We start from the raw sequence: 18,803 nt of genomic DNA, 5'->3' as shown, positions 1-18,803 counted from the left end.
ACCCGATTACCAAGTTTTTAATCCAAGCATTCAACGCATCTAAAACTAAGTGAGAGTCATCTTCAGAAGTCAACTACCCAAAACCTTACTGATTGCCTTTCTTCTTCATCCCCAACATACCCGCAGCCAGCAAACCTAAAGCAGCAGCAGCACTGGGTTCAGGAATTTCATTGGGGGGATTGTATTCTTCTTCTCCATTGAATGTCCACAAACTAGCGTGGGATAAGCCTCTACCCTGACCATTATTTTGGTTCACCGCTACACCAAGGGTGTCAAAAGTTCCTTCAATTTTACCACTGGCTAACTGTTCTTGGGTAATGGTGAAGTTCTCGAACAGGTAAACACTGTATCCACCTCCAGATGCTTCATTACCTGCTTTGAAGCTTACTGCAAAAGTTGCGGTTAAATCATCTCCGAACAAAGCAGAGAGATTGTTATTAATAGACCAAGTACCGCTTGCCAAATTATTCTGTGCTGCAAAGTCAAACTGTCCAGCTTCTCCATCAGACTTACCGCTTAAAGACCAGTCGCTGCTTAAATCATCGAACAAGCCCCCATTGAGGTCGCTGAGTAAAGTGCCAGTCGCTCCTGTATCATTCCCACCAAATTGACCTTCACAAGCACTGTACTTGATGCCAGCGAGGGTAATGTTTGATGCACTACAGAGTAGAGGCTCTGCTGGTTCTGTTTCTTGAGGTTTAGCCTGAGCATTAACAGCAGAGAAGCCAACGAAGGTGGCAGCGAGTAATGTAGAACCCATTAGGGTAGAGATAGCAGATTTCATTATAGGTACTCCTAGAACTTAGAACAGGCTTTAGAAAAGTGTCTTTCGCTTGCCTTGGCGTTTCCTTATGTTTCCATCATAGGCAACCTATAGAGGAACGTCTACAGAAAAAACCGCATTTTACCAACTCTTCATCCTAGAAAGCTTTTTTGTGATTTTGGGGTTAATTTTTGGTGCTTTCCGGGCCTCTTTCTGGGCTGAAACTGCTGTTATCTAGGGAATCTGGGTCAAATATTCATGGTTTTTACGGAGTTTATCGCCCATATCTTGGGGTTGAGCATCATATCCACTGGTGTAGCCAGAGTCATAATTTACGAGTTTCTACGGACAAAGAAAAACTAATATTCGTATTTATGCTTAATTATTGAGGCAGTTGAGGCGATTCAGAAATAAAATTACGCAAATTTACTTATAAAACCCCAAATATCACCCTGAATATACAGAAAAACCTGGGCAGTACAACTGGCTCAGGTTTTTGCTTATGGACTTAGAGAGGGCTGACAATCGGAAAATCTTTAGTCAAGATATCCCATTAAATCAGGCCCATCAATACTATTATCAGCAACCGGACGATTGCCCATGACAGTAACACTTTGGCTAATTTTTAAGTCCGTGATAGACACGGGACGATTTCCAGAGGTAGCAAAAGTTTCCTTAATCTTAATACCACTAGAAGTAACTGGGCGAGTGCCAGCAGAGGATAGGGTACTGGTCACTTGTAGATGACTGGCTTCAATGGGGCGATTCCCTGGAAGGGGACCGGTTGTGAGCGTATTGCTGATTTTCAGATCCGTTGTGCCTATCGGACGGTTACCCGGTAAAGGGGAAAAGCGGGTGGGTTGCTCGCTAATTGCTGCTGTTGCTTCTGGCTTGGAGCCAAGTTTTAGGGGTTGAGTCATGGGGGTTGTTTCCTTGTCTTGAGATGTCACAGTTTTGGGGGACTCGGCGGCACTTGATAGGGCCGAATCGGAGGATTGGTTTGGGGTTGCACTGCTACTGGTGGTTGTACCGTTATTTGTTTTATCACTCATAACCCATTGCCTTTTTACCGCTCACAGAGTTTGTTCATAGCATTTTCAAACGAGATGCCCTCTCCCTAAATCTCTCTCCCACGGGAGAGGGACTTATTCTCCCCTTCTCCCGTGGGAGAAGCGCCGCCCTGCTTGTCCTGAGCGAAGCCGAAGGGAGCGTAGCCGAAAGGGGCAGGGGGATGAGGGTAAGATCTTGCGGGTTCACGGAATCAATTGAAAACACTGTCTATAGGGGCAAATGATAGACTTCTGAAACCTTAAAAAAAGTTTAAACACCTTTTAGTTTACGGAAAACTGTGCAAAAACACAAAATCTGTAAATAAATGTAATCATGGATTAAGTTTGTTCTTTTGGTTTCTTATCGGTATCGTTGATGGACGGATTTGAGCTGGATGCGCCGTTTGAGCCAACGGGAGATCAGCCAGGGGCGATCGCCCAATTAACCCAAACCCTTAAGGGCGGACATTGCTATCAAACTCTTTTGGGTGCTACGGGAACGGGAAAAACTTATACCATTGCCCAGGCGATCGCCAAACTGGGTAAACCCACTTTGGTTTTGGCCCACAACAAAACCCTGGCGGCGCAACTTTGCCATGAATTGCGTCAGTTTTTTCCCCACAATCCTGTAGAATATTTTATCAGTTATTACGATTATTATCAACCAGAAGCCTATCTTCCTCTCAGCGATACCTACATTGAAAAAAGCGCCGCCATCAATGCAGAAATTGACATGCTGCGCCATTCGGCAACTCGGTCTTTATTTGAGCATCGATATGTAATTGTTGTCGCTTCTATTAGCTGCATTTATGGGTTGGGAATGCCCGCCGAATATCTGAAAGCGGCTATTTCCCTGGAAAAAGGACAAGAAATCGATCAGCGTCAACTGTTGCGAGAACTAGCCACGATTCAATATACCCGTAATGATACTCAACTCAGTCGCGGAAACTTTCGCGTAAAAGGGGATATTCTGGAAATCACCCCAGCCTATGAAGACCGGATTATTCGGGTTGAGTTTTTCGGAGATGAAATCGATCGCATCTATTATATCGATCCCACCAGTGGAAATGCTTTAGAATCCTGCCACCGTCTGAATATTTATCCTGCTCGCCACTTTGTTACCCCTAAAGAGCAAGTCGAAATGGCTTGCGAACAAATTAGACGGGAATTAAAAGAGCGCGTAGAAGAGCTAGAAAAAGCGGGAAAATTAGTAGAAGCCCAACGCTTAGATCAGCGTACCCGCTACGATATAGAATTGTTACAGGAAGTGGGCTATTGTAATGGGGTGGAAAACTATTCCCGCTATTTAGCCAATCGCCAACCGGGAGAACCCCCAGAATGTTTAGTGGATTATTTCCCCCAAGATTGGCTACTGGTGATTGATGAATCCCATGTGACTGTACCCCAATTACGGGCAATGTATAACGGCGATCGCGCTCGGAAAACGGTGTTAATCGATCATGGATTTCGCTTACCCAGTGCGGCTGATAATCGTCCCCTAAAAGCAGAAGAATTTTGGCAAAAAGTGAATCAATGTGTGTTTGTTTCGGCAACTCCTGGAGATTGGGAATTAGAAGTATCAGCAGACCGCATCATTGAGCAGATTATCAGACCAACAGGAGTGATCGACCCAGAAGTTTTAGTTCGTCCCACTGAAGGACAAATTGATGATTTACTCGGTGAAATTAAACAGAGAGTTAAGCGCCAAGAACGGGTTTTAGTGACGACATTAACTAAGCGCATGGCTGAGGATTTGACCACCTATTTACAAGAGAGAGGGATTCAGGTGCGCTATCTGCATTCTGAGATTCAATCCATTGAACGGATTGAAATTTTGCAGGATTTACGTGAGGGTAAATTTGATGTTTTGATTGGGGTGAATTTATTGCGGGAAGGGTTGGATCTACCAGAAGTTTCCCTAGTGGCGATTTTAGATGCGGATAAAGAGGGCTTTTTACGTGCCTATCGTTCCTTGATTCAAACCATTGGTCGGGCAGCCCGTCACGTAAATGGACAAGCAATTTTATACGCCGATCGCCTGACGGATAGTATGGCAAAGGCGATCGCCGAAACTGAACGTCGGCGCGGCATTCAAATGGCTCACAATCGACTCCATGGCATTACCCCCAAACCGATCAAAAAATCTGCCGAAAACAGCATCCTGGCGTTTCTAGACCTCTCTCGTCGCCTAAATGCCCAGGGGGTACACCCCAGCCCAGAAGAAGTGCCATTAGCAGAGATTCCGGAGTTAATTGGGCAACTCGAAACCGAGATGAAACGCGCTGCTCAGAACTTAGAGTTTGAAAAAGCAGCTCAATTGCGCGATCGCATTAAGTCCTTACAAATTAATAATTAATAATTTTCATGTCAGCGACAGCCGAAACAATTAACAATTAATATTGTTGTAGTTGTAGAGGATAAAGCATGGTAAAATTTGTAATCAAATTAATTATAGTACAATCTTTTCAGGAGTAAATCCAATGACAGAAATTATTTTTTGGGTCGAAAACGATCCTGAAGGGGGTTATGTCGCTAAGGCGATCGGTGAACCTATCTTTACTCAAGCAAACAGCCTTCCAGAACTCCGACAAATGGTAAAAGATTCCGTTGAGTGTCATTACCCGGATGAAGCTACTCGTCCAAAAATGATTCGTTTACATAACCCAATCATAGCCCAATTAAAATTGGTACTCTCAGTGCAATTTTACGAGATATTGAAACTCATTTCGATCTAACTCGTGATGACCTAATTAACCAACTCTTCTCTTAAAGAATGGCTAGTAGACAGGAATAATGAGAGGATATTCTGATTTATCGCATAAAATATAGCAATTTCCTCTGCTATGCGGTACATAAATAGCGGTTTTTAACGATAGCCAGAATAGCCCAAAGCTAAATTGAGTCTGTTGTTCACTCCCCCCACTCCCCCATTCCCCCATTCCCCCACGGAGGGCGCGAAGCGCTGTATTTATAAATCCAAGGCTATTCATAAGTTAAATTTTATTAACGGTTTCTAGTCTATCTAAGCAGGTAAGTTAAAATCGTGTTCTTCAAGAGTAGGCAAGAGAACTCGATGTACCGATACACGACAGAGTTACCACCAAAAGTCTATGCAGAAGCCGTTCTCATTTCGGCAACGGGATCATCTCTGTTATCCTCTCCCACCTTGGTGACCAGTCAAAATCTCTCTGAGTTTGATGCTGACCCGCGTTTACTCAAAGAAACGGAAAATCGTCTGCGAAAAGCAAAATTTGAAGTCTTATCCGTGGGTCGCTCCTCCATTAGTATTGCCGGGCCGCCAGAATTATACGAGCAAGAATTTAATACCCGTCTGAGAGCATTTGAGCGCCGGGTTAACAAAGAGTTTGGGGATTTTGCTGTAGGGACTTATCTGGACTCTTTGGACAATAAACCCCAAGGCGAAATAGATATATCTAAAAGTAATTGGACGAATCATCTGGCAGGCATTGCCCTAAATGAACCGATTTATTATGCCATTCGCCCCAATATTCCGGCAGAGTTTCCCCCTTTTACTGACCAATCCCGTTATCTTTATGCACCAGACAATATTGCCAAGGGGTTAAAGAGCGATCGCCTGCATCAGCTCGGAATTACCGGCCGGGGGGTAAAAGTGGTGATGGTAGACTCCGGTTGGTATCGCCATCCCTTTTTTCAAAGCAATCAATATCAAGGAAAGGTAGTCTTAGCTCCCGGTTCATTGGAACCCGAAAAAGACGATCACGGCCATGGAACGGGAGAGTCAGCCAACTTATTTGCCATTGCGCCAGAGGTAGACTTTACCATGGTTAAGGCAGATGTGGCGCTGTATAAGCGGCCTTCACGGAATCTGAATTCTGTTGCGGCATTGCGAGCGGCGATCGCCCTAAAACCCGATATCATTTCCTGTAGTTGGGGCATCCACCAAAGCAGCCCCACCCTATCTCCTTATAACAAAGTCTTAGCCAGCTTAGTTGCCGATGCCGTAAATCAAGGCATCGTCGTCATTTTCGCTGCGGGTAACGGTCATTGGGGATTTCCCGCCCAACATCCAGAAGTCATTGCTGCTGGAGGGGTTTACATGCCCCTCGATGAGTCTCGTCAGAACCAACTCGAAGCCAGTAGCTATAGCAGTGGCTTTATCAGTCCCGTCTATCCAGGGCGCACCGTTCCCGATGTTTGCGGTTTAGTCGGTCATCTTCCCCACGGCGAGTACATTATGTTGCCCATTCCACCGGGGTGTCAAGCGGATGATGAATATGCCAAACAAGGAGATGGCACAAGTCCTAATGATGGCTGGGCTGCCTTTAGTGGCACATCGGCCGCCGCTCCCCAATTAGCTGGAATTTGTGCTTTAATTAAACAAATTGCTCCCAATTTATCTCCAGCAGAAATTAAAAAGATTTTGGAAAAAACGGCCACTGATGTTACTTTGGAATCAAAGGCCGATCCAAGATATCAGGTTGGTATTGGCCATGACATCCACACTGGATATGGTTTAGCCAACGCCTGGGAAGCCGTTCAAGCAATTAAACCAGATGTAACGGCAGATCCTCCACCCATCGCTTCCCCCGCTTCTAACCCCTCTGTGATTGACGAGGCGGTTGGACTTGAACCCTCAAGTGTTACCTTATTTTCATCTACTCCTGAACCCACTGTATCGAACCCTATTTTATCGAAGAGGAAACCTAAAATGTCTGCTAATTATCCCAAGCTTAGAGAAAAGTTAGACGAGATTCGCAATGAATTTGATGCCATCATCAAGCGCAAGATTGAAGCAAACGAAATTGAAGAAGTCCAGCTTTCCTTGTTGGAGGATCATTTTAGTCCGCGATCGCCGAGAACTGATGGCATTCTAGCCTTGGTTGCTTGTGTAAAAGAAGTCGATCGAGATAAAGACAGTAAAATTGTTGCAGACGACATTCGTCAAATGATTGACCAAACCATTCAGTCTAAAGGCTGGATGAATAAAGAGTTGAAAGATCGATTAGAGCAAAATACCGATTTTGCAAACGGATTAGGGAATATCCTGGAAGCACAATCTGAAGCTGAAATTATCGAAAAACATATTTATGCAGCCAAAAGCTTGCTGAAAGTGAAAGAATACCAAAAGCTGGCAACGCGAGTTCTCATTGCAGCAATGAATTCTGGAAATGCAAAAATTTCTGAAATGGCGACTGAAGCTTTAGGAGAATTTGAGTCTTGCTCTTGCGATCGTGAATTGCCGAGTTATAGTGGGTCTGAGACTGAACGGTTTGGCTGCGCGTGCACGGCAGAAAAATATGACGGAGGAACAACATTAACGTACAAGGGGCAATCATGCAACGTACCCATCTAACCTGGCTGCTAGAGAGCTACAGTCGTTCTTCTTTTTTTTACCTCCTGAAAAGGCAAGAGTTGCCCATGCCCATATTTCCAGATACGTTTGAATCTTGGCAATCTCTTTTAAAATCTATCCCAATCTCTAGAGGTAGTTTTGAGCAACAAATTTTAATACTTCCTGAACTTATTTTTTCGTTGATTTTATCCCTATTTGCTAACTTCGATAAATCAGAATTAATAAAAATTATACCCTCAAGTTCCTGGGTATTGAAGGATGTTTTTTCTAGTGTAACGCCTCTAAAAACTGCCCCGTTTAACTTAGCATTCTCAAAGTCTGCTTGATCGAGAAATGAATTTGTAAATGTAGAGTTGGATAAATCAATTCCTGACAAATCCTGGTTACAAAGACTCATGTTTGATAAATACAATCTTTCTCCAAAATTAGACCAGAATAAGTATCTAAGAAGAAAACTGCTCAAAAATTTTGGAGGGCAAGACTCTTTCTGAGCAGCAGTCTCAAACCTATAAGATGCCCACTTTCTAATTCCCAAATTTACCATACTCATGATTAGGATAAGTCCTACTGAGAATGCTATGAATTGAATCGGAATACTTTTGAAGGTATCAATACGCTGTTTCTTTTGACTCGCCTTAATAAACTCTTTAACCAACTCAGATAACTCGACTTCTGGATGGTCAGATTGCATAAACTCCTTAGCATCTCTTAACCGCCGATCTTGCAGCAGATAACCCTTATTTCTGCCTTGAGTTTCCCATTCCTTAGCCTCAGCCTCAATTTTCCGTGCGGTTCTCATTGCTTCCCGACTTTCCTCAATCCATTCCCTGAGTTGAGACCAATTCCGAATTAGGGCTTCATGGATAACTTCCACGGTTTCTTGATTGTTGGTATCGCTGGTGACCACTAAGCGATCATCAGCTAATTGCTTGACAAAAGGCCAATTCGATACTCCGATTTCCGCTTGCGTCACCTGTCTGCGGGTGTCTCCGGTTCCTTCTCCGAGATTGACTAACTTCAGAAAAATCCGTTGGGCTGCTTTTCTTTCTTCTGGAGTCAACTTGCTGAAAATGCGATCGGCATGACGAGTTAAAGCGCCCTGAACTTTGCCGATTTCTTGATAAGCTTGATGGGTAATTTTCTGTCCTTTGCGTCGCTTCCATAGTTCGGTAAGGGCAAATTCTAGTAAGGGTAAATTTCCCGGTTCATCTTCCACATCATCAAGAATGGTTTCCACTAAACCCAGTTCAAAGGTTACCCCTAGTTTTTGTGCCGGTTTCTCAATGACATCACGCAGTTCCGTCTGATTCATCGCCCCCAACTTTATGTCATCTTTCAGCACTTGAGCAAAGGAGGCATAGGACAAGGCATTGCCCAAGAAATCAGCCCGCATCGTCAGCACCAACACTAAAGAGGAATCGGCACTAGGGGTATAGATATTGTCAATCAAAATATCGAGAAATTGATGGCGAACTTTTGGGTCGGTACAAAGGGTATAGAGTTCTTCAAATTGGTCGGCAATTAAGAGGAGGCGATCGCCAGGATAATGGCGTTGAATGGTCGTAATCACATCCGATAGCAACACCTCGCCACTGCGGAGAAGATCCGCCAAAGTATTCCCCTGCTTCAGTTGTTCGGTTTCATCCGCATCAGGCACATACAGAGGAACTAGGGCCGTAGCCAGAGCATAAAAGGGATCGGGAATGTCCTGTTTATCCTTTTTGCGAATCACACCAGGGCGAAAATAGGTAAACTGCCAAGATCCTTCCCCTTGCAGTTTCGGCACTAACCCCGCAAACACCACGGAAGATTTGCCACTTCCCGACGCACCCAACAGGGGAATAAAATTGCGCGTTCGAGTAGCTTGATAGAGTTCCTCAATAAAGGACTCGCGACCGAAAAAGTATTCTGCATCCTTGGGGCCAAAGTGAAATAATCCTCGATAGGGACAGGGTAAATTATCCGTTTCTGTGGCGATCGGGTTAGCTTCCCGGTTATAGTTGTAGATTGTTGCGGCCAGTTCCCTCTGATGCTCAAACAAATACCCATCTTGCACCCGCATGAAAATCACGGGAATGGCGAAGTCGCGCTTGTGATATTGAGTGGGGCCGAGGGCGATCGCCCGTCGTCCATATTGAGCCGCAATATCCACCGGATTGTACAAGGCTAACTGTTCGTAAAAACGCCGAGCAAATCGAGTCGCTGTGCTATTACTCACCTCATATTGCATAGCCACCACAACAGGAATATTCTGCTCCACCAAACTCGAAGCCACTCCCACAAAAGCCTGGGATGCCGATAACTGCCCCGTTTCGCAAGCTTGCAGCATCACCACACCGGGACGATGTTGATTAAACAGTTCGCTAAAATCATCCCCATCTACCCACTTAGCCTCATCAAAGTCTGGATCGACCAAGGCAATTTGCCCCGCTTGGCGATCGCCCTGTAACCGTCCGTGACCAATAAAGTGAAAAATATGCGGTTTGTGGCATAAAACGCGATCGATCGCCTCCAGATTCGCCGAATTCACCACCGGCAAAAGTTCCACTTGTTCCGATTTTTCCCTCACCAATTGCTCCAACTCCATTTGCACTTTTTCATAAGCCACAGGAGGCAAATCAGAGGGAGCAGAAATCACCAAAGCAATCTTCAGTTTTTCCTCCGCCTTTAACTGGATCGCTGGTGCAGGAATCCATTGGGAACGGCGACGGGAAAACGCCAACTCCGGCACAGTTCCCATCCAGATTGTGCCTAAATGGGCTTTTTTCGGCAAACACAAAAACTCCCAAGGCAGTGCTGCCACTTGGGGCATTTTTCTCTCATCAATATCTAATTCTACCCGCAGCAGTTGCTGCTCTTGCTGCACAACTTGATGGTAAAAATTGACAAAATCCTGGCGCAGCACATCATCAAACAGAATCTCAAATAAAACCTCGCCCAGTTGCCGCGTTTTCCCCGCATCATTGAGGCTATTCTCACAAGCCAGCTCCCATAAAGGAGTCAGTTCTGCTAATTTCTCGTAGTAGCGAAAAACGCCAGAAGGTTGTCCTAACTCCTGATGTTGCGGACTCCACTTTTCCACCTGTACCCGTTCATCGTTGGCCACTCGAATGCGATAGGTGTAGTAAGTTTTCATCATCGCTAATCCTTGTCCTTGATTAAACCAATTATAACCAATGACTCTTAAATGATCAGTCAGTAAGTTTGGGTAACTCTAACTCCCATTCTTCCGCATCCCCACGAGCAAAGCGATGAGCTTGTTGATTCTTTTGTCGCAATAAGTCTTTGAAATGATCTGACAAATCAGCAAATACATCTCGAATATCCGCCGTTAACCAATTCAGATCGGGTTCAGCCCATACCGTCCCTTTTAAGGTAATTGATTCTGTTCCTTTGGGAACTTTAAAAACGATCGCAAATTTCGCTGTCCCCATTTTCTGTAACTCATTATCATTAATTTGCCAATAGCAGGTAGAATCCCCTTCACCATGGGTTATAATTTCCGCATGACCCCATTCATAGCGATAATCGGGAACAGCTAAAAAGGCTTTTAAATCATTCTTGTTACCCACACTCGCTTTGAGTTCCGCAGGTAGGGATTCTATCGGAGCAAAATCACTGCTATCAACTCCCACTTGCCAATCTAAATCCCCATTTAAACCCACATCCATCCCCACACCACCACTGATGACCGATCGCCATTTTTGGGTCGGAAATAGGCTTTGTACAATGGGTTCTTGACTTCCTTTCGGGCCAAAATCCAGCTCACAAGTCAAGCGCCAAAATTTAGCCGCCCGTTCAGGACGCAAATTAACTGTTAGGGTCATAGAATAAAAGTTAAACTGAGTCTGCATCTGTTGCTTGTAGAGATTACTCAGTTCAGTGCCACTATGGTTAAACGTCTCTTGAGTCAGATGAATTAGGCGATCGCGGGGATTACCAAAACTAACCTGAGATTGGCGTAACCGCTCTATTGCATCCGCTCCAATCCCCAATTTTTGCCCACCGGCAAGGGTTCCTTCCCACTTTTGCACCTCTGCAAACAGTTCGGATAAAAGCGCCTCAGTTTCTGGTAAATTAGGAGTGCATGGCTTCTCAGTCATTTATATTACCTCCGATCCACATTTTAGATCAAATTCAGATACAGCCGGAAAAACCCCTGTCTCTGCCCAGGGATGGTTTCTCCTGTTGATACAGGTTTTAGTAACTACATTAACAAGGCGATCGCCCGAAGGAAGCGATCGGTAAAGAGGAACGTTCAAAACCCTAGGGTTTTCAGGGCGATCGCCTGAGCATCCGGCATTTGTCCGTAACTAAACACATAAGGCACATGATGGGGCAGTTGAGGACGCAGCACCTCCAGGATATAGGGACTGCCATAAATCACCAAGGCTTGCAAATTATCCGTTTTGAGTAAGGCTTCAAACCAGGCGATCGCCGTTTCATTCAACGTGGAACTGCCCCGAAAGGGATGACCCCGAACGAATAATTGTAACAAAGTTGGCTCTTGACCTGGGCTGGGTGAACTGGGGGTATGACGGTCTACTAGCTTAAACTGATATCCCTGAGATTCGGGGATAGCAATTGCGGGCGCTGGTTTAGCCAATACGGAACAATCTAAGGCATCATCGACTACAATTAAATTACAACCCCCTGGGGGATTGAAGGGTAGACTACCGCCAGTTTCCTGGGCATCCCGAAGAATAGATTGCACCACTTGGCGAGTTTCTGGGGTTGCCAGATCTTGGGAGAATTGCGGATGATCGGGTCTCTTTTTAACTTTTTGTTTGGCTTGAAAAATTCGCTCTACGGAGGCTTGGATGTTCTCTGGGGGGATGGTTCCGGCTTTGACGGCGGCACAGACGGCGGCGATCGCCCCTGGAGGATCTTGGGGCATCAAGAGGATATCTGCACCAGCTTGTACCGCTAAAACGGCGGCTTCGTTGCTGCCATAATGCTTGGCGATCGCTCCCATCACCAGAGCATCGGTGACAATTAAGCCCGTAAATCCCAACTCTTGCCGCAATTTCTGGGTGAGGATTTTGGCCGATAATGTGGCTGGGTACTGCTCATCCCAAGCAGGAATCAGCAGATGGGCGCTCATAATGCTATCGACTCCAGAGGCGATCGCCCCCTGAAACGGCGGTAGCTCAATTTCCCCTAACCTCGCTGCTGAGTGGGGAAGCACCGGCAACTCCAGATGGGAATCTACGGCTGTATCCCCATGGCCGGGAAAATGTTTAGCCGTGGTTAAAATCGGATAGGGTTTAGCGCCCTCAATATAAGCAGCCGTTAACTGACTCACCCGTTGCGGTGTTTCCCCAAATGCCCGCACATTAATCACGGGATTTTGAGCATTATTATTGACATCAACTACCGGTGCATAGAGCCAATTCAAACCGATCGCCACCGCTTCTTTCGCCGTCATTTCCCCCATCTGTTGGCCATAGTGGCGAGCAGCTTGGGGGGATTTTTCGGCGATCGCCCCCAGAGCCATAGGGGGCGGGAAATGGGTCGCTCCACTAAAGCGTTGTCCCACCCCTTCCTCCACATCTGCCCCCACCAAGAGGGGAAAAGTCGCCCAACTTTGCATCGTATTAATGCGATCGTGGAGTTCTGCCGCACTGCCACCAACGAGGATAACGCCCCCCACACCCCACTGGGCAATCCAACTTTTCAGGGTATGATTAGGCGGTTCCCAGTCCGGATAACGGATTTGATGATCAAACAAATAACCACTTGCTCGAATCACCACCATTTGGGCAACCTGTTGCTCTAAGGACAGAGAAACGGGATCGGGCAGAAGAGAAGCATGGGTTGGATCTAACATCGCTCTAAACCACAGCTTTACTCATTCTCTTCAGCAGAGACAATATTTTCCGAGTCTTCCTGGGGGGGATGCTCGTGGGAAATTTGGTTAATCAGATGCAACAGGCGATCGCCTCTTTCCAAAGATTTATCTTCTAAAAATACCACCTCTGGAGTCCGCCGTAACTGCATCCGATGGCCCAGTTCGTAACGAACAAAGGAAGTTGCAGACTGTAAGCCTTCCATCGTTTCCGCTTTGGCTTCTTCCGTCCCGTAAATACTGACGAAGATTTTAGCATGTTGCAGATCTCCAGAGACATCCACATCCGTAACACTGACCATACCCGCCCCTACTCGGTCATCTTTAATGTCATGAAGCAACATTTGGCCGACTTCGCGCTTAATTTGGGAGGACACGCGAGACACACGACGACTGTTAGCCATAAGACTTCCTCCACACTTTAGGGTAATTAGGGGTTATCTTCTCTAGTTCACACCGGAGATAATCCTAGCATAGCCCGTAATGTCAGGGTTAGGAAAACCAAGCTGGAAACCAAGAGTCCTAAAGTGGCGATCGCCGTTACCGGACTCTTAAACAGGGGCTGGATGGCTTTGAACAGAAAGAAGAAAATGCCAAGGGTAAAGGTAATCAAGTACCGAGGATACCGCGATACGTTCTGAAAGAAGTCTCCCATGGGATTAGTTAAATTGCCAAAATTGTACAGGTCTCTGGCTATTCTACCGTTGAGAGGGAACACTCACCATCCCCTCTTTCTAGGAAACCGCAACCACACCCCGATCGAAAACTTGACGATCAGTTCCGATACCCTGGATAATCAGGCGATCCTCATAGACCGTATGGGCGGCAAAACTCAGACGAGAAGCACAATAGGCCGTCCATTCTGAATGTCCCACATCCCGCACTCCTGCCCCTGCTCCACAAATCAGGTAAGTTGTGCCATTAATAGCATACGTGCGTTCATAGACATGCTCATGGCCATTGATATACAATTGCACCCCATATTTTTCAAACAAAGGCGTGAGGATGGTAATCAAATTCTTATTTACGCCATAGTGGGCAGAAGAATAGATTTGGTGATGGCCAAACACAATTTTCCAGAGTGCATCTGATTGTTTTAATTCTTCCTCTAACCAAGCCAGTTGGTTGACCCAATCCGCATTAGAGTTCGTATCTAAAGCCCAGAATTGCACCTTACCCCGACGGAAGCTATAGTAACGTTTTCCTCCCATATTGAACAGAGGATATTGGGTTTGAGGCACACCATTATCCGTGCGAATATCATGATTTCCTAAACAGGCATAAAAGGGAATTTCTTTTTCCAGTAGGGGTTTATAGGGGTCTTCAAAAACCGCTTTGATTTTCTCAATTTCGCCATTATTGTAAATATTATCACCGGCTAAAACGACCAATTCGCAGGGAAATTCTTGGGTATACTCAGTCATCGCTGAGGCCACTGCATATTGACCCTGGGCCCCGGTTCCCGTATCGGCAACCGAGAAAAATCGCAACAGGGGCGTTCCATCGGGAGTATTAGGGGGTACGTTATTTTGGGTGATCCCTATTTCTAAGGGAGGTTGAGAGCGATTAAATACAATTTTTTTCCCTATGACCCATCCTAGGGCAATTCCGGTTCCCCAACGCAGCAGTTCACGACGTTTAATATTCATTAGGGTTTGGGTTAATTGACGATCGGTCAGACTTAGACAGTATAGCTTAACTTTCCTCTGTACTAAAGAGTCAACAATTATATTATGGATTAGCGCTATATTTAAATGTTGCAAACATTCTGCAAAAATAAATTCATAAGGTTATGACTGAGCATTACCGAATTACACTCCTTCCAGGGGATGGCATTGGGCCGGAAATTATGGCTGTGATGGTGGATGTCTTAAAGACGATCGCCCCGAAGTTTGATTTAGAGTTTAGCTTTCAAGAAGCCCTCATCGGTGGAGCGGCGATCGATGCTACCGGTAGCCCCCTCCCGGAAGAAACCCTCAACACCTGTCGTCAAAGTGATGCGGTTTTGCTGGCAGCCATTGGGGGTTATAAATGGGATAATTTGCCCCGTCATCAACGACCGGAAACGGGGTTATTAGGGTTGCGATCGGGGTTGGGATTATTTGCCAATCTACGACCAGCAACCATTTTACCCCAACTGATTGATGCCTCGACCCTAAAACGGGAAGTGGTGGAAGGCGTTGATATTATGGTCGTGCGAGAATTGACCGGTGGGGTCTATTTTGGCGAACCCAAAGGTATTTTTGAGACCGAAACCGGACAAAAACGGGGCGTGAATACGATGGCTTATACGGAAGGGGAAATCGATCGCATCGCCAAAGTTGCCTTTGAAACAGCTCAGAAGCGCAACGGTCAACTCTGTTCAGTGGATAAAGCCAATGTGTTAGAAGTATCGCAACTCTGGCGCGATCGCGTCACAGCCATGGCTTCCGAGTATCCCGATGTCCAACTCTCCCATCTCTATGTCGATAACGCTGCCATGCAACTGGTGAGAGCGCCCAAACAATTTGATACGATTGTCACCGGTAACCTCTTTGGGGATATTCTCTCCGATGCCGCCGCCATGTTAACGGGGAGTATTGGCATGTTACCCTCAGCCAGTTTAGGCGCATCAGGGCCCGGAGTCTTTGAACCGGTTCATGGATCAGCCCCCGATATCGCGGGACAAGACAAGGCTAACCCCCTCGCCCAAGTTCTCAGTGGAGCGATGATGTTACGCTATGCATTTAATCAACCCCAAGCGGCTCAGGCGATCGAAGATGCGGTACAAACCGTTTTGAATCAAGGTTATCGCACGGGCGATATTATGTCTGAAGGACAACAATTAGTTGGATGTCGGGAAATGGGAGAAGCCTTGCTCAGAGCGCTGAATTCAATTAACAATTAATAATTGACCATCGGGCGATCGGCGGAAGGGGGCGGGTTTACCTCATTGATGGTGGGTTTCCTAAATTTGGGTAAAACCCGCCCCTACAACATTGCTGACGTGGGGCAACCCAAAAATATGATAAAATAATCAACACTGACGCTTCCCGGTATCCAATCATCATGTTAGCCACTTCTTCAGCCTACAAAATTACTTGGGAAAAACTACCAGACCACTTTGAACTCCCCGACGATCCCGTGGATAATATTCATCAACCTGCCCTAGCGGCTGCTCTCACTGAGAGCTTAGACCAAGCGGGAAAATTACCCGGAACTGCCCTAACGCCTACCAACTATGGGATCTGTGCCACCGTCAATGGCAAAATGGTCGTTAAAGCACCCGATTGGGCCTATATTCCCCAGCTCCGGGTTGAACGTCGAGAAGTGATTCGCAGTTATACGCCAAATCTACAAGGAGATCTGCCGGTTCTTGTCCTAGAATTTTTATCGGATACTGACGGGGGGGAATATTCGATCAAAGCCACCTATCCCCCAGGCAAGTATTTCTATTACGAGCAAATCTTGCAAGTGCCCAATTACGGCATTTTTGACCCGAAAACGGGAGAATTAGAATTCTATTGTTTAGGCAACCAGCAACGCTACGCTATCAAATCGCCGAATTCAGAAGGGCGATTTTGGATACCGGAAATGGGTTTATATCTGGGAGTTTGGCAAGGGTGTCGAGAAAATCTAGAGAGCTATTGGCTACGCTGGTGGGATGAACAGGGTAATCTCTTGCTGTGGGGTAAAGAGAAAGTGGAGCAAGAGCGATCGCGAGCTGATGCGGAACGACAACGAGCCGATCGCCTAGCCGCCCAATTGCGAGCCGCAGGCATTGAGATCAATTAAAAATTAAAAATTAAAAACTAAAAATTGACCATCGGGCGATCGCCGAAAGGGGGCGGGTTTACATTATTGATGGTGGGTTTCCCAATTTTGGGTAAAACTTGCCCCTACACCAACTGCTATTTCCATAAAATGCCGTGAAATTTCCTTTATCTTCTATCCTCGTTCTCAGTGCAGTGGAGATCGCCGCTCCTGCTTATAGCGACTCTGACATCTATATCGCCTATCCCCCCGATCGCCATGAAACCACCGCCGATCGCATCTTCCTCATTGGCACAGCTCCCGTTGGCGGAGAAGTCAAAGTCAATGGTCAAGTCATTTCCCGCTCCCCTGGAGGTCATTTTGCCCCCAGTTTTCCCCTAGACAGGGGAAAAAATACCTTCACCCTGCGCCATGGCAACCAAGAAAAGCAGATTACCATTATCCGTAACGCTGCCCTTCCCCCCGCTCCTATCGGCCTCAACTTCGCCGAAGGATCGCTCGCTCCCCAAGTCAACATCGCCAAACCCCCCGGAGAACAAGTTTGTTTTTCCGCCATTGCCCCTAATAAAGCCACCGTCACCGTTACCCTAGGGCAACAAACCCTACCCCTAACCCCCCTCTCCTCCCTTCCCGAACTCCCCCCCAACTCTGCTGTCCTCACCGAAGACAACCAACCCACAAGCCTCGAAAGCACCACCTATAAAGGCTGTGCCACCCTTCCCCTCACCTCAGAAGCGCAAAATTTGGGCAAACCCCAATTTACGCTTACTCTGAACGGCCAAACCCTCAGCCAAAGCGCCCCAGGAGAAATATCCATCCTCTCCCCCGTAGAATTTCAAATTGCTGAAGTCACCGCCGAAAATGGAGTCGCTCGCACTGGCCCTAGTACGGACTATTCTCGCTTAACCCCCCTTCCCAAAGGAACCCGCGCCCAAATTACCGCCGAAGAGGGGGAATGGCTCAGATTAGACTATGGCGCATGGATCAAGCGAGAAGAAACACGGGTATTTTCTAGTGCCGCCCCTCCCGTTTCCCTCATTCGCAGTATTCGAGGTCGTCAAATTCCTGGATGGACGGAAATTGTCTTTCCCCTACAAGTTCCCGTTCCCGTTAGCATTCAGCAGCGTCAAGACACTATAACCTTGAGTTTGTACAATACCACCGCCCAAACCGATACCATTTATCTCAACGATGACCCCCTGATTAAGCGCCTAGATTGGGAACAGGTTTCACCGACGCGCATCGACTATACTTTTGCCCTCAAAGCCGAGCAGCAATGGGGCTACAAGCTGCGTTACGAGGGGACAACTTTAATTTTGTCGTTACGCCATCCTCCCCAGGCTTCTCGGTCATCCTCGCAACCTTTACAGGGGATGAGAATTTTGCTCGATCCCGGCCATGGAAGTGAGAATGATTTGGGCGCAAAAGGGCCAAACGGCTATCCAGAAAAAGATGTGAATTTGGTGGTCTCGAAGCTGCTGCGGGAGGCTTTGCAGAAACGAGGAGCAACGGTTTTGATGACTCGTGAAGGGGATGACGATCTTTGGCCCCACGAACGGGTGGCGATCATTGAAGCGCAAGAACCGGATTTAGCCTTGAGTATTCATTATAATGCCTTACCCGATGCCGGAGATGCGGAGAATACGGCGGGGGTGGGGATGTTTTGGTATCATCCCCAGAGCCATGATTTAGCGATGTTTTTACATCAGTATTTGGTGGATAAACTCCAGCGTCCTTCCTATGGGGTGTTTTGGAATAACTTGGCTCTGACTCGGCCGGCGATCGCCCCTTCTGTCCTATTAGAATTAGGATTCATGATTAATCCCCTAGAATTCGAGTGGATTGTCGATCCTCAGTCCCAACAAGAACTCGCCAACACTCTCGCTGATGCCATTGTGGTTTGGGTGAGTCAAAGTCAACAGTGAGATTACCTGGTGAGGGCGGGTTTACAAAATTGATTTGTTGGTGTCCTAGATATTGGTAAAACCCGCCCCTACGAATCAATCAAGAATTCCCCATTCTTGTAGGGGCAGGTTTAACGATATCTCCCATTTC

The 18,803-nt window shown here is 46.6% G+C and carries 14 protein-coding genes; 6 read left to right on the top strand and 8 right to left on the bottom strand.

All coding sequences use genetic code 11. The annotated features are described in order from the left end of the window. Positions 1 to 85 precede the first annotated feature (85 nt). Both AC3FZD_RS03665 and AC3FZD_RS03660 read right to left on the bottom strand, forming a co-directional pair. The gene (locus AC3FZD_RS03665) at positions 86 to 784 is read right to left on the bottom strand and encodes a PEP-CTERM sorting domain-containing protein (protein WP_488738827.1); all 699 of its coding nucleotides are present in this window, start codon (positions 782 to 784) and stop codon (positions 86 to 88) included. Between the two features lie 515 nt (positions 785 to 1,299). Beyond that, the gene (locus AC3FZD_RS03660; RefSeq protein WP_488738826.1) at positions 1,300 to 1,815 is read right to left on the bottom strand and encodes a hypothetical protein; all 516 of its coding nucleotides are present in this window, start codon (positions 1,813 to 1,815) and stop codon (positions 1,300 to 1,302) included. 373 nt (positions 1,816 to 2,188) lie between these two features. Here AC3FZD_RS03660 and uvrB point away from each other — a divergent pair, with 373 nt between their 5' ends. The 3 genes from uvrB to AC3FZD_RS03645 all read left to right on the top strand — a co-directional run bounded on the left by uvrB (position 2,189) and on the right by AC3FZD_RS03645 (position 7,147). Continuing rightward, the gene (gene uvrB, locus AC3FZD_RS03655) at positions 2,189 to 4,168 is read left to right on the top strand and encodes an excinuclease ABC subunit UvrB (RefSeq protein ID WP_488738825.1); all 1,980 of its coding nucleotides are present in this window, start codon (positions 2,189 to 2,191) and stop codon (positions 4,166 to 4,168) included. 124 nt (positions 4,169 to 4,292) lie between these two features. After that, complete coding sequence (locus tag AC3FZD_RS03650; protein WP_488738824.1) at positions 4,293 to 4,547, top strand: 2-oxoisovalerate dehydrogenase; 255 nt, start codon at positions 4,293 to 4,295, stop codon at positions 4,545 to 4,547. Positions 4,548 to 4,885: 338 nt separating this feature from the next. Beyond that, positions 4,886 to 7,147: a S8 family serine peptidase gene (locus AC3FZD_RS03645; RefSeq protein WP_488738823.1), complete on the top strand. Its 2,262-nt coding sequence runs from the start codon at positions 4,886 to 4,888 to the stop codon at positions 7,145 to 7,147. Positions 7,148 to 7,184: 37 nt separating this feature from the next. On the opposite strand, the gene AC3FZD_RS03640 is transcribed toward AC3FZD_RS03645, so the two are convergent. The 6 genes from AC3FZD_RS03640 to AC3FZD_RS03615 all read right to left on the bottom strand — a co-directional run bounded on the left by AC3FZD_RS03640 (position 7,185) and on the right by AC3FZD_RS03615 (position 14,644). Further along, the gene (locus tag AC3FZD_RS03640; protein WP_488738822.1) at positions 7,185 to 10,286 is read right to left on the bottom strand and encodes an nSTAND1 domain-containing NTPase; all 3,102 of its coding nucleotides are present in this window, start codon (positions 10,284 to 10,286) and stop codon (positions 7,185 to 7,187) included. A gap of 52 nt (positions 10,287 to 10,338) precedes the next feature. Continuing rightward, positions 10,339 to 11,250, bottom strand: coding sequence for a hypothetical protein (locus AC3FZD_RS03635; protein WP_488738821.1), 912 nt, complete (start codon positions 11,248 to 11,250; stop codon positions 10,339 to 10,341). A gap of 155 nt (positions 11,251 to 11,405) precedes the next feature. Beyond that, on the bottom strand, positions 11,406 to 12,977 hold the full coding sequence (locus tag AC3FZD_RS03630) for a glycoside hydrolase family 3 N-terminal domain-containing protein (RefSeq protein ID WP_488738820.1): 1,572 nt from the start codon (positions 12,975 to 12,977) through the stop codon (positions 11,406 to 11,408). 17 nt (positions 12,978 to 12,994) lie between these two features. Further along, a complete protein-coding gene (rbfA, locus tag AC3FZD_RS03625; protein ID WP_488738819.1) occupies positions 12,995 to 13,399 on the bottom strand; it encodes a 30S ribosome-binding factor RbfA in 405 nt (134 codons plus the stop codon). Positions 13,400 to 13,446: 47 nt separating this feature from the next. Next, entirely contained in the window at positions 13,447 to 13,650 is a 204-nt protein-coding gene (locus AC3FZD_RS03620; RefSeq protein WP_488738818.1) for a DUF751 family protein, read from the bottom strand. Between the two features lie 79 nt (positions 13,651 to 13,729). Next, positions 13,730 to 14,644, bottom strand: coding sequence for a metallophosphoesterase family protein (locus tag AC3FZD_RS03615; RefSeq protein WP_488738817.1), 915 nt, complete (start codon positions 14,642 to 14,644; stop codon positions 13,730 to 13,732). A gap of 143 nt (positions 14,645 to 14,787) precedes the next feature. Here AC3FZD_RS03615 and leuB point away from each other — a divergent pair, with 143 nt between their 5' ends. The 3 genes from leuB (at position 14,788) to AC3FZD_RS03600 (ending at position 18,673) form a co-directional block, all read left to right on the top strand. Further along, positions 14,788 to 15,882 (top strand): 3-isopropylmalate dehydrogenase, encoded by a 1,095-nt coding sequence (gene leuB / locus AC3FZD_RS03610; protein WP_488738816.1) that lies wholly within the window; start codon positions 14,788 to 14,790, stop codon positions 15,880 to 15,882. A 161-nt stretch (positions 15,883 to 16,043) separates the two neighbouring features. Next, positions 16,044 to 16,769, top strand: a complete 726-nt coding sequence (locus tag AC3FZD_RS03605) for a Uma2 family endonuclease (protein WP_488738815.1) — start codon at positions 16,044 to 16,046, stop codon at positions 16,767 to 16,769. 134 nt (positions 16,770 to 16,903) lie between these two features. Continuing rightward, on the top strand, positions 16,904 to 18,673 hold the full coding sequence (locus AC3FZD_RS03600; protein WP_488738814.1) for an N-acetylmuramoyl-L-alanine amidase: 1,770 nt from the start codon (positions 16,904 to 16,906) through the stop codon (positions 18,671 to 18,673). The last annotated feature ends 130 nt before the right edge of the window (positions 18,674 to 18,803 follow it).

Source organism: Roseofilum sp. KMC-1 (genome assembly GCF_057802075.1).
The sequence above is the reverse complement of the archived record's forward strand: the minus strand, read 5'-3'. Positions and strand labels throughout refer to the sequence as shown.

Coding starts and splice junctions, on each gene's coding strand:
- AC3FZD_RS03615 (WP_488738817.1), bottom strand. CDS start 14,644: ATGAATATTAAACGTCGTGAACTGCTGCGTTGGGGAACCGGAATTGCC.
- AC3FZD_RS03650 (WP_488738824.1), top strand. CDS start 4,293: ATGACAGAAATTATTTTTTGGGTCGAAAACGATCCTGAAGGGGGTTAT.
- AC3FZD_RS03635 (WP_488738821.1), bottom strand. CDS start 11,250: ATGACTGAGAAGCCATGCACTCCTAATTTACCAGAAACTGAGGCGCTT.
- AC3FZD_RS03630 (WP_488738820.1), bottom strand. CDS start 12,977: ATGTTAGATCCAACCCATGCTTCTCTTCTGCCCGATCCCGTTTCTCTG.
- uvrB (WP_488738825.1), top strand. CDS start 2,189: ATGGACGGATTTGAGCTGGATGCGCCGTTTGAGCCAACGGGAGATCAG.
- AC3FZD_RS03645 (WP_488738823.1), top strand. CDS start 4,886: ATGTACCGATACACGACAGAGTTACCACCAAAAGTCTATGCAGAAGCC.
- leuB (WP_488738816.1), top strand. CDS start 14,788: ATGACTGAGCATTACCGAATTACACTCCTTCCAGGGGATGGCATTGGG.
- rbfA (WP_488738819.1), bottom strand. CDS start 13,399: ATGGCTAACAGTCGTCGTGTGTCTCGCGTGTCCTCCCAAATTAAGCGC.
- AC3FZD_RS03620 (WP_488738818.1), bottom strand. CDS start 13,650: ATGGGAGACTTCTTTCAGAACGTATCGCGGTATCCTCGGTACTTGATT.
- AC3FZD_RS03660 (WP_488738826.1), bottom strand. CDS start 1,815: ATGAGTGATAAAACAAATAACGGTACAACCACCAGTAGCAGTGCAACC.
- AC3FZD_RS03605 (WP_488738815.1), top strand. CDS start 16,044: ATGTTAGCCACTTCTTCAGCCTACAAAATTACTTGGGAAAAACTACCA.
- AC3FZD_RS03640 (WP_488738822.1), bottom strand. CDS start 10,286: ATGATGAAAACTTACTACACCTATCGCATTCGAGTGGCCAACGATGAA.
- AC3FZD_RS03665 (WP_488738827.1), bottom strand. CDS start 784: ATGAAATCTGCTATCTCTACCCTAATGGGTTCTACATTACTCGCTGCC.